The organism is Butyricimonas sp. BSD2780061689_150309_C8 (assembly GCF_015560935.1).
Classification (GTDB): Bacteria; Bacteroidota; Bacteroidia; order Bacteroidales; family Marinifilaceae; genus Butyricimonas; species Butyricimonas paravirosa.
In genome coordinates this window covers 1-14,468 of record NZ_JADMSV010000017.1, presented here as the reverse complement: position 1 = coordinate 14,468, position 14,468 = coordinate 1, and the positions used below count along the sequence as shown (strand labels likewise).

13 protein-coding genes are annotated in these 14,468 nt (G+C 44.8%); 7 read left to right on the top strand and 6 right to left on the bottom strand.

All coding sequences use genetic code 11. The annotated features are described in order from the left end of the window. Positions 1 to 57 precede the first annotated feature (57 nt). Positions 58 to 1,233, bottom strand: a complete 1,176-nt coding sequence (locus tag I2I33_RS12925) for a THUMP-like domain-containing protein (RefSeq protein ID WP_087422060.1) — start codon at positions 1,231 to 1,233, stop codon at positions 58 to 60. Positions 1,234 to 1,256: 23 nt separating this feature from the next. Next, positions 1,257 to 4,103 (bottom strand): ATP-binding protein, encoded by a 2,847-nt coding sequence (locus I2I33_RS12920; protein ID WP_087422061.1) that lies wholly within the window; start codon positions 4,101 to 4,103, stop codon positions 1,257 to 1,259. A 218-nt stretch (positions 4,104 to 4,321) separates the two neighbouring features. On the opposite strand from I2I33_RS12920, the gene I2I33_RS12915 reads away from it, so the two are divergent. Together I2I33_RS12915 and I2I33_RS12910 are read left to right on the top strand one after the other, a co-directional pair. Further along, entirely contained in the window at positions 4,322 to 5,221 is a 900-nt protein-coding gene (locus I2I33_RS12915) for a transporter (protein WP_087422238.1), read from the top strand. 187 nt (positions 5,222 to 5,408) lie between these two features. Continuing rightward, a complete protein-coding gene (locus tag I2I33_RS12910; protein ID WP_087422062.1) occupies positions 5,409 to 5,684 on the top strand; it encodes a hypothetical protein in 276 nt (91 codons plus the stop codon). Between the two features lie 7 nt (positions 5,685 to 5,691). Here I2I33_RS12910 and I2I33_RS12905 read toward each other — a convergent pair whose 3' ends face one another. From I2I33_RS12905 to I2I33_RS12895, 3 genes are all read right to left on the bottom strand, one after another. After that, positions 5,692 to 6,627 (bottom strand): DMT family transporter, encoded by a 936-nt coding sequence (locus tag I2I33_RS12905; RefSeq protein ID WP_087422063.1) that lies wholly within the window; start codon positions 6,625 to 6,627, stop codon positions 5,692 to 5,694. Between the two features lie 107 nt (positions 6,628 to 6,734). After that, positions 6,735 to 7,997 carry a sensor histidine kinase gene (locus I2I33_RS12900; protein WP_087422064.1) on the bottom strand — a complete coding sequence of 421 codons (1,263 nt, stop codon included), beginning with the start codon at positions 7,995 to 7,997 and terminating at the stop codon, positions 6,735 to 6,737. Between the two features lie 175 nt (positions 7,998 to 8,172). Then, entirely contained in the window at positions 8,173 to 8,439 is a 267-nt protein-coding gene (locus tag I2I33_RS12895) for a GNAT family N-acetyltransferase (protein WP_087422065.1), read from the bottom strand. A 334-nt stretch (positions 8,440 to 8,773) separates the two neighbouring features. On the opposite strand from I2I33_RS12895, the gene I2I33_RS12890 reads away from it, so the two are divergent. The 4 genes from I2I33_RS12890 to I2I33_RS12875 all read left to right on the top strand — a co-directional run bounded on the left by I2I33_RS12890 (position 8,774) and on the right by I2I33_RS12875 (position 12,824). After that, positions 8,774 to 10,138: a hypothetical protein gene (locus I2I33_RS12890; RefSeq protein ID WP_087422066.1), complete on the top strand. Its 1,365-nt coding sequence runs from the start codon at positions 8,774 to 8,776 to the stop codon at positions 10,136 to 10,138. A gap of 15 nt (positions 10,139 to 10,153) precedes the next feature. Then, positions 10,154 to 11,233 (top strand): trypsin-like peptidase domain-containing protein, encoded by a 1,080-nt coding sequence (locus I2I33_RS12885; protein WP_087422067.1) that lies wholly within the window; start codon positions 10,154 to 10,156, stop codon positions 11,231 to 11,233. A 232-nt stretch (positions 11,234 to 11,465) separates the two neighbouring features. Next, on the top strand, positions 11,466 to 12,026 hold the full coding sequence (locus I2I33_RS12880) for a sugar O-acetyltransferase (RefSeq protein WP_087422239.1): 561 nt from the start codon (positions 11,466 to 11,468) through the stop codon (positions 12,024 to 12,026). Positions 12,027 to 12,074: 48 nt separating this feature from the next. Then, positions 12,075 to 12,824, top strand: coding sequence for a GNAT family N-acetyltransferase (locus I2I33_RS12875; RefSeq protein ID WP_087422068.1), 750 nt, complete (start codon positions 12,075 to 12,077; stop codon positions 12,822 to 12,824). 24 nt (positions 12,825 to 12,848) lie between these two features. Here the strand turns inward: I2I33_RS12875 and I2I33_RS12870 are convergent, their stop codons facing one another. Then, entirely contained in the window at positions 12,849 to 13,712 is an 864-nt protein-coding gene (locus I2I33_RS12870; RefSeq protein WP_087422069.1) for a nitroreductase family protein, read from the bottom strand. Between the two features lie 104 nt (positions 13,713 to 13,816). Between I2I33_RS12870 and I2I33_RS12865 the strand changes: the two genes are divergently transcribed. Further along, the gene (locus I2I33_RS12865) at positions 13,817 to 14,314 is read left to right on the top strand and encodes a YdcF family protein (protein WP_087422070.1); all 498 of its coding nucleotides are present in this window, start codon (positions 13,817 to 13,819) and stop codon (positions 14,312 to 14,314) included. The last annotated feature ends 154 nt before the right edge of the window (positions 14,315 to 14,468 follow it).

Here is a 14,468-nt window from a genome sequence, read left to right as displayed (position 1 = left end):
TCCTGTTTAGTTTTCTGCACTATACGGGAGAAACAAGCGAAAAGATTCATACTAACTTCATTTTTCTGTCCTCACGATTACGGCTCGCCCGTCATTGAGGGTGGTGGCAAAAAGGTAGGTGGTACCGCCGTCTTTTATCTTGCTTCGGGTGCGGAGTTCGTTGACAGATAGTTTAAAGTTGCGGGTAGTGATGTTTGCTTTGGGGATAGTGCGGGAAATCTGTTTAAGCAGTTTGCTTGAAAAGTCCAGTATTTCTTTAACTTGAAATGCACGACCGGGGAAGTCTGCAACAAGATGATCCGAGGTGTAGAGGTGGCTGTGAGGGTGGAGTTTCTCCAACCCGTAACGGTTGGCAACGAGTTTAAAGGCCCCGCTTTTGAGGACGGAACTGTTCGGTTCGTAAAGGTAGGAGCCGATATAACTCGTGTAGCGAGGTTGTGCGTCCTTCTCCTCTTCCAAGAGAAAGGAAAAGTATTGCTCCGTGTCGGTAGCAAAATTCACGGTGTGAATGTTCACCGCTTGATTTATCGGGGTTTTACCCAGCACGAATAAAAGTTCCTTGCACTCGTTGCGGACGGAAACCACATGTACGTCGGTGGTTTCGGGTAGGAGTTGCAGGACCGCGGAAAGGTCGGCCATGGGGGAGATTTTGATGATCAGGCGTTGACCTTGTTGTAAAAGAGTTGCCTTGATTTCCAGTATGTTCGGGGCATAATCGGTCAGGGCGAACACCCGCTTGTTATCAGTCGTCCGGCGGGCGGGATCAACGTAGTACGTGTCGGCAATAACTTGGTTGACCACGGTTGTCGCGTCGGCGTGAATGACCTCGATGTTGGTCGCTCCCAGTGCTAGAAAGTTGGAACGAGCAGCCTCGCAGTACGATTCATTGCGCTCCACGTATGTCACGTTATCTACTTGCCGGGAAAAGAAGTACGTGTCGACGCCTAAGCCACCCGTGAGGTCGCAGAGGGAGTTACCCGTGGCGAGTCGAGCCTTGTAGGGAGCAGTTGTCTCGGATGAGCATTGTTCGGTGGATAGTCTGGACGGGTAGAAGATGTCCCGGCAGGCATACCACGAGGGGAGTTTCTCCTTGATATTCTCCCGGGCCTGAATTTGTTCCACGGCCAACACGACACGATCATCCGGGTACTCGTTTTTCTTCCATAGTAATTGATCTGGATTGTCGTCCAGATGTTCCCGGATGAAACGGGATATTTCGGGATTTAGTGGCATGTTCGATCGTGTTAAGCAAATTATCAATGGCCGGTAGTGCCTGACTTTGCTTTATACAAGGGATCGTAGGGGAGCGAGAACCAGAACGTGGAGCCGCATCCCAGTGTGGATTTAACCCCGATTTCCCCGCCCAGTTTTTCAACGATACTCTTGCAGATGGACAAACCCAAGCCTGTACCTCTCGCGAAGGTATTTAATTTTATAAAACGATCGAAGATTTGTTCCTGATTCTTTGTCGAGATCCCGATACCCGAGTCTTGCACGTGGAATCGGATGTACTTTTCCGAGAGAGTATAACCCACGTGAATGTAACCGGATTCCGTGAATTTAATCGCGTTGTTGATGAAGTTTGAAAGAATCTGCGTGATGCGGTTTCTGTCACTACAAATGAAACAATGAGGCTCGTGTTCCTCGAATGATAACGTCACGCCTTGAGGGACTTTCATGGCATGAGAACAGATGATTTCTTCGCATAAGTCATTCACGTCCACTTCGGCAAACGTGACCTCGTAGGTTCCCGCCTCGATTTTGGAGAGGTCAAGTATATCAGAGATGAGTTGCAATAAAAGTTCGTTGTTTTTCTGTATCACGGAGATGTATTGTTCCCTTTCCTCGATGTCGCTCGTGTCAGCCAACAAGTTGGAGAAACCTACTATCGCGTTGAGAGGGGTACGGATTTCATGGCTCATGTTAGCCAAGAAGGCCGATTTCAAGCGATCAGCCTCTTCGGCTTTCAGCTTGGCGGCAATGAGTTTACTTTCTGTTTCTTTTAGTTCCGTGATGTCAAGATTTAGCCCGATGAGTTCAATAATGCCTTTCTGCGGATTGTATTCTTTCACTTTGAAACGTATGCGCATCCAGCGCCAGCTATCCTCGAATTGGATACGTACTTGCCCGGAGAATGACTGTTCTTCCCCGTCCATGACGTTTTGGAAAAACGTGGAGAGACATTGGAGATCATCCGGGTGAGCATACTCGTAGGCTTCCATGATATTGTTGATTTGGCGGGGTGTCTGGTTGAGATTATGAAACCAAACGTCCGAACCCAGAAAGTTGTTACTTAGCGGGTTCCAGCGGCAAATACCTACTTTGGAGAATTCCGCGATGTCATTGAACAGGGTTTCAAAGTCTTCAATTTTGCGGTAAGCCTTGATGGCTTCCGTGTTGTCAATGACGATGAGCAGGTAATTTTCTATGTTATTGTCGGTATCATAGAGACAATTTCCTTTTACCGTCAAGTTTCTTGTCCCCTCGTATTTCGTGTTGTAGTAAGTTTTATTCACGTTTGTGAATTTGTACGTCAGCGGGAACATGATTTCCTCGCCCTGCCGTAACATTTCGAGGTGTTGCTGGGGGAGATTCGGATTTTTAAATAGATTAACTCCCAGTACGTCTTCTTTGTGTTCGAATCCAAAGATTTCGCTTTCAACGTCATTTAGAGCGATTAAGGTTCCATCTTTATCATAGATTTCGATACCGACAGGTATGTTTTTGTAAATGTTGTGTAAGGTTTCTTCACTACGGCGAAGGGCCTCGATCGTTTTCATCCGTTCCGAGATGTCTGTGAACAAAGCGACGACTTCTTGTTGACCTTGTAAGTAGATCAAGATATGATACTGGCGTCCTGTATTTGCTATTAGCCGATTGGTTTCAAGGACTTTGCCGCTTGAAACGACTTGCTGCAACACTTCCAGTTCTTCGGGTTTGTTCGCGTTGAAGTCTTTAGCAGTATGACCGATATACGAACCGATTGGCGATGCTGTTATATTGTAAAAGGCGGGATTCGCATCCAGATATTTGTAATCGGTTACTTTGCCGGAATGATCACATAAGATTTGCATCCGTAGGTAACCGATCGGCATATGGTCGTAAAGGCTCTTGAAATACTCTCTTTCCTGTTGGGCTTTTTTCTCGGATGCCCGTAATTCGATACAGATGTTGATGATGTTGGAGATGGCTGAAAACCATTCCTTGTCGATCATACTCCAAAGGCGGGGTGTGTTTACAATGTCTATCCCCATATATCCCCAAATACCTTGTGCGGATAGAAGTGGGAATACCATGAGGGAGGCAATATTCTGGCGGGCCAAAGTTTGCTTGTCGTTTACGGCTTCCGGTGGCATCTCATCGAGGTTGTTGATGATGATAGGCACGTTGTTGAACATTTGTTTACTCCACCACTGGTTATAGTTGATATCCATATCCTGCAACGTGTCGATCTCCGGGGAAACTCCTTCCCGAGTAGCTTCGTAGATACAACTTTGTGTACCTTTGGTCTTGTCGTATTGGAATATGTAGGTGCGGTCCCCGTTAAACTGCCGTAATAGATCTTTCAGCGTGTCCGTGATGACTTTTTGGGTGTCTGCGCTTTTCAAAAAGTTTGATAGGGATTGAGAGAGGGCGAATTGCCGGACCAGTAATTCCTTTAAACGGGAGTCTTCCTTGTTTTTATAAAGGGATGTATTCGTTTCTTCATCAAGTATCTGGGAAAATCCGATGGCGATAACCGTGTTGTCTTCCCGCACGATTTTGTTGCCCAGCTTGGAATGAATCCATAATTCTCCATACTTTGTTTGGATCGGGAATATTTCGTCGTAGAAATTCTGTGTCCGGATGTGGATGAACGAGGAGGAGATACGTTGCCTGTGTTCCACGTTGATGATGTTTAGGAACTCTTCCACGGTCATGGTGTTTTTAGATAGATCGAGTATATCCATGATGTAGTCTGAACAAATGATTTCGTGAGTGTTGAAGTTTACCTTCCACCAGCCGATTTTTGCTGATTTTTGTAGCTCGTGGAGTATAAACTCTTTCTCTTGTAAATCTTCTAATTCATTTACCGGAATTGCGGTATTCTTATTTTCCGACATGATCGAATCTATTTAGTAGTGATAGTTACGCTTTTGTGGCGTTTTCCTGTTCCACGGGCAAAAGTAGGCAAATTTTGCATAATAGCCATGATTTAGGGATAAAAACGAAAGATTATAACTGGTATTTTACAAGTTTTGACAAAAGGGGGATCTTCTGTTTTTTTATTTGGATTATTAGCGAATTCAATGTTCCTTTGCGATGGAAAAATAATGAAGACGTGTTAGAGCGATTAAAAACATGGATGTTGCCTTTGGCGATGTTAAGCGGGGGTATATTTTACTCTTTTTTCAGCTTGTTTTCTTTCTTGACTCCTTACTTGATTTCTGTGATGCTATTAATCACGTGTTGTCGTTTGTCGATCAAGGAAATGCGTTTTACCCGGTTACACGCGTGGATGCTTGTGGTTCAGGTCGTGGGTAGCGTGTGCGTGTACGCCGTGTTATGCCCTTTTGATGCCTTGTTGGGAGAGGCTATGATGATTTGTGTGCTGGCCCCGACGGCCGTGGCCGCGACGGTTGTCACGGGGATGCTGGGCGGGAGTGTGTCATGTTTGGCCGCTTACACGTTAGCGAGTAATTTGTGCGTGGCAATCGTGTCACCCGTGATTTTCTCCCTCGTGGGGACCCAAGGGGAAATGTCTTTCGGTGCGTCTTTATGGTACGTTTGCCGGCAAGTTGGGCCGTTGTTACTTTTGCCGCTGGCCGGGGCATGGATCTTGGAATATTTTATTCCTTCAGCACATAAGGTGTTGAAAAGTCATCAAAGTATTTCTTTCTATTTGTGGGCGTTCAGCCTGACAATCGTGGTCGGGAAAACGGTGTCTTTCATCATGCAGCAGGATAGTAAAAACTACGGGGAAGAGTTTTTAATCGCTTTTGCCGCGTTGTTATTGTGTATCGGACAATTTGCGATCGGGCGTTGGGTCGGTCGCCGACATGGTGAGACCATTGCAGGAGGCCAAGGATTGGGACAGAAAAACACGATTTTGGCTATATGGATGGCGCAAGTGTATCTTTCGCCTCTTTCTTCGATAGGACCTGCCGCTTATGTCCTGTGGCAGAATAGTATCAATAGTTGGCAGTTGTGGAAGAAGAGAAAGAGGGAGGGAAAAGTGTGACAATATTGCATTGATTGCTCTTGTTATTGGAATAAAATGGAATGTTATTGCAGCATATTTGGAAATATAGCGAAAATATGCTAACTTGTGTCCGGGTATTTGTTGGGAAAGTGAGAATACAAATATTCCGGTCGGCAAACAAGTGTTTTGATTGTGGTAAGATCTGGAAATTTAAAAAGATAAGACAATGATGAGTGAGGTTAAATTGGCGAATATTGATGGTGAGGAATTACGGAGAGAGCTCGAAATTTTGTTCGAGGATAAGGAGAAAAGAGTGTTTTTCATGCAGATGTTGGCAACAAGTGTCAAGGAGACAAACGAGTTGCTGAACGTGGTGACTTTGATGCTGGAATCCCCAGAAATATTACAGAATCCCGAGTCCAAGATGAAGATATGTGAATTTCTGAAGAAACATAAGGGTATTATTGCCGATTTATCAGAGAGTATGAAAGTGTTTTTATAGTTTGATTTCAAGATTTGTTTATAACAGTTTTCACTTTTTTCTTTTTGTTTATCAATGCGAATCCAGCAATGATTAATACGAGGGCGATCGGGTCGTGCCATGAGAATTTCTGGAGACCGAGCGATATTGACACGATGGCTCCGGTGATAGGGAGGAGGTAAATATACACGCTTTCCACAAAGGGCGAAATGTATAGCAGGGCTTTCAAGTTTAGGAAGTAAGCTATCATCGTGGCGAAAATAAGCACGAAACCGAGTTCCAACCAGATATGTACGGGAGCCTCTGACGTGAATAGCGGGGCTTCGAGGGTTTGATGCAAGCCGAAAGGAAGTACGAGGATAAAGGCTGCCAAGCTCATCCAGCGCATCACGATAACCGAATTGAATTTCTGGGTGTAGGGTTTGATTAATATGAGATAGAGCGCGTTGAAAACCGAGGCGACGAAGATCAGAACGTCTCCTGTGAATGAGTCTTTCACCGCTTCGGCGTGCGGGGTGATTGAAACGTAAAGAGTTCCCGCGAGTCCCAAAACGATACCGATGGCTTTGTAGCGATTGAAGTCCGCGTGAAGAATCAGTACGGCGAGTGCAATTACGATAATAGGTTGTACGGTACGGATAACAAAAGCATCCACGGGACCCGTGATGTTCAAGCCGTTGATGTATAGTAGTAAGTTACCCCCGATGCCGAGCAGACCGCCCAGCATCATCATGAAAATGTCTTTTCTTTTGGGTTTTGCCTGTTGTTTATTTGCCGGGATGAAGAGGGAGATGATCCAGAAACCGAAAGCCATGACCGTGCAACGAATTAACACGAGGCCATGAGGACCAATCCATTCCGGCATGAGGATCTTCATGAAATTCGTGTTAAAGCTATATATGACAATTGTTGACAAGACCATGAGATGCCCGATGATCTCTTTTGGCTTTTGAGTTGTTTCCATTCGTGTCGTTTTTTCGTGATAAACGGAAACTTCCCGGATAAGGTTTGAGTCGGTCTTGTAAATTATATTAAAAACTCAAACACTCGGTCGTGGTGGCGGATAATGTATCACTTGTGCATATCCAGAGCAACATCACCTGCCGGAATCGGTTCTTTTCTTATCGAAAAATGGAAACGAGTTCCACGTCCTTCAGAAGAGGTAAATTGAATGGTTCCGCCCATCGCCTCAATGTATGCCTTACAAATAGATAGGCCTAGTCCGGGGCCGTCGGTAAAGGTGTTTGCCTTATAGAATCTCTCGAAGAGGTACGTGTGTATTCTGGGCGGCATTCCTAAGCCCGTGTCTTCCACGATGAAGTTAATCATATTTTGTTCTTCATCCACGGAATAAGCGAGTTTGATGTGTCCTTTGTTCGTGAATTTCTGGGCGTTGGACAGGAGATTGAGAATTACCTGATATAATTTTTGTTGATCCGTGTACACCAAGAGATTCGGGGAGTCTCCTTCCAAATACAATTCTACGTTCGGGTGGGTGTTGTTCATTCGAAGAAGGATAATATCCTGGCAAAACTCGTGCAGACAGAAGGTTGCCATCTGTAAGTCGATCTTGTGCGCATCGATCCGGGCCAGCCGCAACACGTCATTCGCCAGATGGGAGAGTTGGTCGGAGTGTTCGTATATAAGATTCATGTACTCGTTTTGCTGGTTAGGTGTCAGCGTTTTATCCGTGCTTACCAGGTTGGTCCAGCCTAAAATGCAGTTTAGCTGGTCGTTAATTTCGTTACTCAGTTTTTCGAGAAACGTGAATTTTGACTTTTCAATCCGTTCAGTTTTGGACAAAGCATCTTGTAAACGAATTTGAGCCTGTTTGAGTTCCGTGATGTCATGAATGGTAATTAACATTTCCGGACGGTTGTGAATGTTCATGTATGAACCGGAAACGGCAACATTGCATTTGAAGGTTTTCTTGTCTGATAGACGCAGGCTTACAGTGGTTTCCAAGTTAGAAAAGTCCTTTTTCGTTTTAAAGGCTTCCGTTATTGCCTGTCTGATGGGACAAGCCTTGCAAAGTTCTCCGTTGCCGCAACCTTTATTCAGGGAATTGACACAATTAAGTAATTCCCCGACTCTTTTAGGTTGTCCGGAGTCCTCTGTGTCTGTAATTGCGTAATAGTTCGTTTTCTCCACGATAAAGTTCCTGTCAATGACAAGGATATAGGACTTTATGTGTTGTAAAATAAAATTGAATAGAGCCTCAGAAGTTTTGATTTCTCCTTTTTTGTCGCTAATAATTTGTTTCGCCTGTATATACTTGTATAAAATAAACAGGATTACACATATTAGTATCGCGATAATGATGTTATATTTCATGCTACACACTTCTTGTAATTCACCACAAAGTTGTTAAATTTTACCGATGTTCCAAAGGATAGAATTATAAATTTCTATATTTTTGGGAAAATTGTTTTGTCGCAAACACTCCTTTTTTGTAATATTTTTGTTTTTCGTTCTGATGTGCAGGTGTTTGCCAGTAGGGAAGATGGCATTAAAGTAGATCTTCGTATTCTTTATGACGGGCCACGTATACGCGGGCAAAAGGACAGGTGATGATAACCTTCAAGTGATTTTCCCGTGCATAATCCAACGTTTCTTTCACAAGTTTGGCCCCGTAGCCTTTATTTTGCAAAGGTTTGGGAACGAATGTGTGTAAGATGTTGATTCCCCCGTCAAAGGGTTTGTATTCTACGACGGCCGAATTCCCGTTTTCGGAGAATTCGAACATATGTCTGGTTTTATCATGTGTAATTTCCATGTTTTGAGTGTTTTTGAGTTTATAAATTTCTTATATATACGATAAAAGAGCGGGTGCAGTTTCAAACTTTTTATTAAAAATTATTTGTTGGGGGAAAGGAGGTTGGTCGGGGCATGGTGTATACTGGCGGTGTGGCCTTGATTGCTTATGATAAATTATATGTTTTGAGATGCTGATTATGAGAAATTTGATGATTATTTTTTGGTTTATAACCTATTTTCACGAACCGAGGGGTGGATTTCTCGGATAATTGTATAATTTTATAGCGCTCCCGTGTGGATGTGGCACGAGTGAGCGCGTGAATCATAATTATTTATTTAATACATTATAAGTCATGAAACAAACATTGACATTTAACCTTTCCACGATCGTTTCTACGGAAAGTAAAATTAAGGTCGATTATTTCGATACGAGTGTAGAGGCGTTCGATAATGGAGAATATTTGCAGTCGTTCTATGCTTTATTGGACTATGTGAACGACGAATTCCGTGAGAAATATGGGAACGCGAAAGGAACGGAATTTAATATTCCTCATGGTTCGATCGTGGTGAATATAAAGATCGAGGATGATCGGTTGTTGATTCACGCACCGTTTCTCTCTTTGCCGGAGAAGAATCGTATTCCCTTGTTACGGCAGGTTGCAGGCTTGAATTTTAATGCTATGGACTTGGCTCAAGTTGAGTTGAAAAAGGATCGATTGGCATTCGAGTACACTTGCCCGCTGGCACTGGCAAATCCTTACAAGATTTATTATATTCTTCAGGAGATTTGTAACACGGGAGACAAGTATGATGACGAGTTCGAGACTAAGTTCGGGGCTCAACGGATATATGAACCGAAAGTAACTCCTTTTGATGATGAAACGCTGAACACGGTTTACGAGGTGGTACAATTGAGTTGTAAGGAGTGTATGGATGCCGTGAAGGATTTCGAGGCGGACCGGAAATACGGGTTCGCGTGGAACGTGCTGGACACGACGATATTGAAGATATTGTATTACGCTCACCCGCAGGGACAGTTGTTGAACGACTTGAATAAGGCCGTTTCCGAGATGGATCGGGAAGATATTCCGTTGCCGGAAGTGGTGAATTACGGGAAGTCTGTCATTGCCCGCTTGCAGGGAATGACAAAAGAGCAATGGGCTGAGGATTTGTACTACGTGGAGACCTTTATTTCGGATAAACGTCGTTCTAATTTGAAGAATATTCAGGAGAATTTCGAGAATTCATACAATCGTGCCACCCAAGCGTTTGAAACGGGTGATTACATGACGTGTTGCTTGATGATTGTTTACAAGTTCTACGAGATGTACTATTATAATAACGTGCAGGATGACGTGAATGCGGTTGTGGTTCGTGCCTTGGAAAAAGCTTCCGCTAAACCTTGGGATGAGGCTGCCCCGATCTTACATGCTGCCATGGATAATATCATGGAGGGAGAGTTGGAACCGGATGATGACGACGACGAGGAAGGTGAATTTGATATGTCCCAAATGATGCAGGGTATGCAGCAAATGATGCAGCAAGGAATGCAACAAGCGGCACAAGCCATGCAACAGGGCGGTGGAATGATGGAGTACGTGCAGAAGGTGCAAGAGTTGCAGCAACAGCTAGCTGCCGGACAGGTGAGTATGGAAGATTATATGTTGAAGGTACAACAGTTAGCCGCCACTTATATGGGAAACGGTCAGCAACAATAATGAAATTTAATGATTATGGAACAGAATATTTTTAACGCTGTATATAAGGTCAATCATGCCGGTGGGTCAGGCAGTTGTTTTTACTTGAAAAATTATGACCTGTTCGTGACGAATTACCACGTGGTGGACGGTTTCCGCGAGGTTGCCCTGCAAGATAACGACAAAAATCGTTTTTACGCTAGAGTCGTGTTGGTGAACCCGGCAAAGGATATAGCCTTTTTAAAGGCTGAGGGGGATTTCTCCGCCCTACCGGAAATCGCTTTGTCCGCGTTAGATAGCGTGTCTATCGGACAGAAGATCAACGTGGCAGGTTACCCGTTCGGGATGCCGTTCACGGTAACCGAGGGAACCGTGTCATCCCCAAGGCAGTTGATTAACGATAGTTATTATATCCAGACGGATGCCGCTGTGAATCCGGGAAACAGTGGGGGACCGATGTTCAATGACCGGGATGAACTGGTCGCAATCACGGCAAGCAAGATTACGGATGCGGATAACATGGGATTCGGTATTCCGGTGACGGCTTTACGTGAGTTATTGGAACAGATCGGTGATCTGGATACAAGTGTATATAACGTGCAATGTAACAGTTGTGACGAGTTTATTTCCGATGAAGAGGAATATTGTCCGTCATGCGGGGATAAGTTGCCATCGAATGTTTTCCAGGAACGTTCATTGACCGACTTGGCAGTTTTCTGCGAGGAAGCTATTCAGGCTATGGGAATTAATCCCGTGTTGGCCCGTGTCGGTTACGAAAGTTGGGTGTTCCACAAAGGGAGTTCAGAGATCCGTATGTTCGTGTACCAGCGTTCTTACCTGTTCTGTACTTCACCGATCAACGTGTTACCGAAGAAGAATCTCGAACCCGTGTTGACCTACTTGTTGAATGCAGAGGTGAAACCCTATCAATTGGGATTGGACGGTAATCAGATTTATCTGTCTTACCGGATTCATATCTCCGACATCTTCTCTGATTTTGCAGACGAGGTACAGAAAAATATCACGAATATGGCGTTCAAGGCAGATGAGCTGGATAATTACCTGATGGATACTTTCGGGTGTGAATTGTCCGAGTATGCCAAGAAAGACGCTTGATAGAGGAAAATATATTGAGTCAAAGGGGCTGTTTGAAAAGTCATTTAATTTCCAAAAACTCCTCCGTCACTTCGTGCCACCTCCTCTATAAACAGAGGAGGTGCTGGTGACTCTTCCCGAAGACAGGAAGTATTTCAGCTCTCCCTCTGTTTATAGAGGGAGTACCCCGAAGGGGGGAGGGAGTTTGAGATGTGACTTTCCGAACAGCCTCTCTGTATAAAGTAAAAAAATGATGAAGACAGAGAAAGAGAAGATGCTTGACGGGGAGCTGTATAACGCCATGGACCCCGTATTATACGCGGAGAGGATTCGGGCTAAAGAGTTGTTGTACGATTATAATCATACCCGGCCTTCCGAGAAAGAGATCAGGGAACGTATCTTGCGGGAATTATTAGGAAGTACAGGGGATGATTTTCTGATTGAACAGCCGTTTAATTGTGATTACGGGTATAATATCCGCATCGGGGAGAATTTCTATGCGAACGTGGGGTGTACGATTCTCGACGTGGCTCCCGTGACGATTGGTGATAACGTAATGCTTGCCCCGAACGTGAACATATACACGGCAGGTCACCCGTTGGATGCGGAGATTCGTAATTCGGGGTTGGAGTACGCTTATCCGGTAAATATCGGGAACAATGTCTGGATTGGGGGAAACGTGACGATTGTACCGGGAGTAACTATTGGTGCTAATACGGTGATCGGTGCGGGGAGTGTTGTGACAAAGGATATTCCGGCTAACGTGGTTGCCGTGGGAAATCCTTGTCGGGTTGTCCGGGAAATTCCGAAATAGAGATGATTGTGTATATAATTGTTGTATCTTTATCTGCAAAATGAGAATATGGATAAAGTGATTTTAACCCAAGAGAATATAGGACAGGAACATATTTGTTGTGCCATGTCCGACAAGAAAAGTGCTGAGGGGGTGAAGGCCAAGAAAGAGTGGTTGGCGTGTCGTATGGAGGAGGGATTGAAGTTTGTCAAACTGAATGTCCGGGGAAAAGTTTTCATCGAGTATTTACCGGCTGAATATGCTTGGGTGCCTATCGAGGCGGACGGCTACACCTTCATCAATTGTCTGTGGGTGGCCGGATCGTTTAAAGGACACGGATACGGTCGGGAGTTGTTGAAAACGTGTGAGGAAGATGTTGCGGGTACAAACGGTGTGGTCGTGATGGTAGGGAAGAAGAAGTTACCGTATCTTTCGGACAAGGCTTTTTTCATCAGGCACGGGTACGAGGTGTGTGATTCGTGTGTTCCGAACATCGAATTATTGGTAAAACGGTTCAGACCGGATGCTCCGTTTCCTCGTTTTAAATCGTGTGCCTCTGCCGGTTTGGGCGATGATGTCAAGGGAATAGATATATTTTACACGGCACAATGTCCTTTTACGGTGCCCTATATCAAACTACTAGATCCGGTTATTCAATCTTCAAGTGTTCCCGTGCGGGTACACCCGATAATGACTCGTGAAATGGCACGGGATCATCGGGCGCCGCTCACCACGTATAGCGTGTTCGTGGATGGGAAATTTTATACCCGAGAAGTTCTTACTCCGGCAAAGTTACAGAAACTACTGGAGGAACAGTAAGTTTCGGTTTGGAGGCGTGGTAAATTACAGGTCTGTTTCTACCGTGTCTTTTTTGTCAATGTAATTGGAGAAACGGAATTCTGGCATACCGAGGGCCATGGCGGCATGAATCGTGCCGTTTATTCCTAGCATATTAGCGAGAGTTCCCTTGTTTTCCTGGTGGATGGCGGTGCAGACGAATCCCATGTAGAATTGGTTTACCCCGAGACATTCCGCCATGAGTGACCCGTTCTGATAAGCCAGATTTGCGTCTGCACTTCCGAAACGACTGGTTTTTGGCGTGTGGATAAACAGGGCGGCCGTGGCTCCCCGCAGAATCATGTCGTGTCCGTTGTCATACTCCCGGTTCAGGCGGTCAAACACGGGCAGGTAACGGTAGGCGTCCGGCATAATTCGTTTTAAGATGAGTTTTAGTATCGGGTTTTTCAATTTCTTGGCGGCCGAGTTAAATACGTCTAGCGTGAAACGACTGATTGCGTTTAGTTGTTTGGGATCGGTTATCAGCGTGAAGTGTACTTGTTGCATATTACTTGCCGTTGGGGCACGATGGGCGGCCTCGATGATTTGTTCCAGCATCTCTCTGGGAATCGGTCGGGTTGAAAATGCCCTGTTCGAACGGCGGGCTTTGCACACGAGCATCATTTGTTCGGGAGTGGGGTAGTCACTGTATTTGAATGCGTGTACCTTTTCAGGCGGGAATTCGGAATGAAGTACCGAGCTGGTAGGACATACTGCCACGCAATGCCCGCACACGATGCAATTTTCTACGTTTTGTACTTTTACCGCGGAGCCTTTTGTTTCCTGTGTGATGATCTGTGAAGGGCATACTCGTGCGCACTTGCCGCATTTAATGCAGGTACCCGTGTTGATACTTAATTTTCCGTCCATGATTCTGTCATTTTGCCTGTGTTAATAATACGCTGTATTGTTTACAAAAATAATGAATATTCTTTAACTTTGGAATCGTAAATTTGAACTAACCGGGGTATTATATGAAACAGATCGTTTTAACATTGGGGGCACCGAATGATGAACAGGGAAATTTAAGCCCGATGGCGGTGGATCGGCTAGAGTGTACATTAGGGCTTTATCTTCATAATGATGGTGTGAAGATTCTTTGTACCGGGGGATTTGGTGAATCCTTCAACACGACCAATCATCCTCATGCTTATTATTCAAAACGTTTTTTGATCGAGCGAGGGGTAAGGGAAAGTGATTTCTTGGAATTTGCGCTGACCACGAATACAGTGGAGGACTTCCGGATGTCAAAGCCGATAATCGAGCGGGAGAGGCCGGATTTGTTGTTCATTGTTACTTCTGATTTTCACATGGAGCGGGTGAAATTACTACATGGTCTTATTTTGAACTATCCTCATGTGGTTTTTATCCCGGCAAAATCAAGTCTGTCGGGAGCAGAGTTAGCTCCTTTGGTTTTACACGAGAAACTTGCCGTCAAGAGTTTACGGGATCGGGATTTTAAACTGTATTAATTGGGATGGATATTTTTAAGAAAAAACAAATTCTTTCTTTTGTGGATTTAAATTTTCCTTTATCTTTGCATCCGCATTTGGAGAGGTGGCAGAGTGGTCGATTGCGGCGGTCTTGAAAACCGTTGTACTGCGAGGTACCGGGGGTTCGAATCCC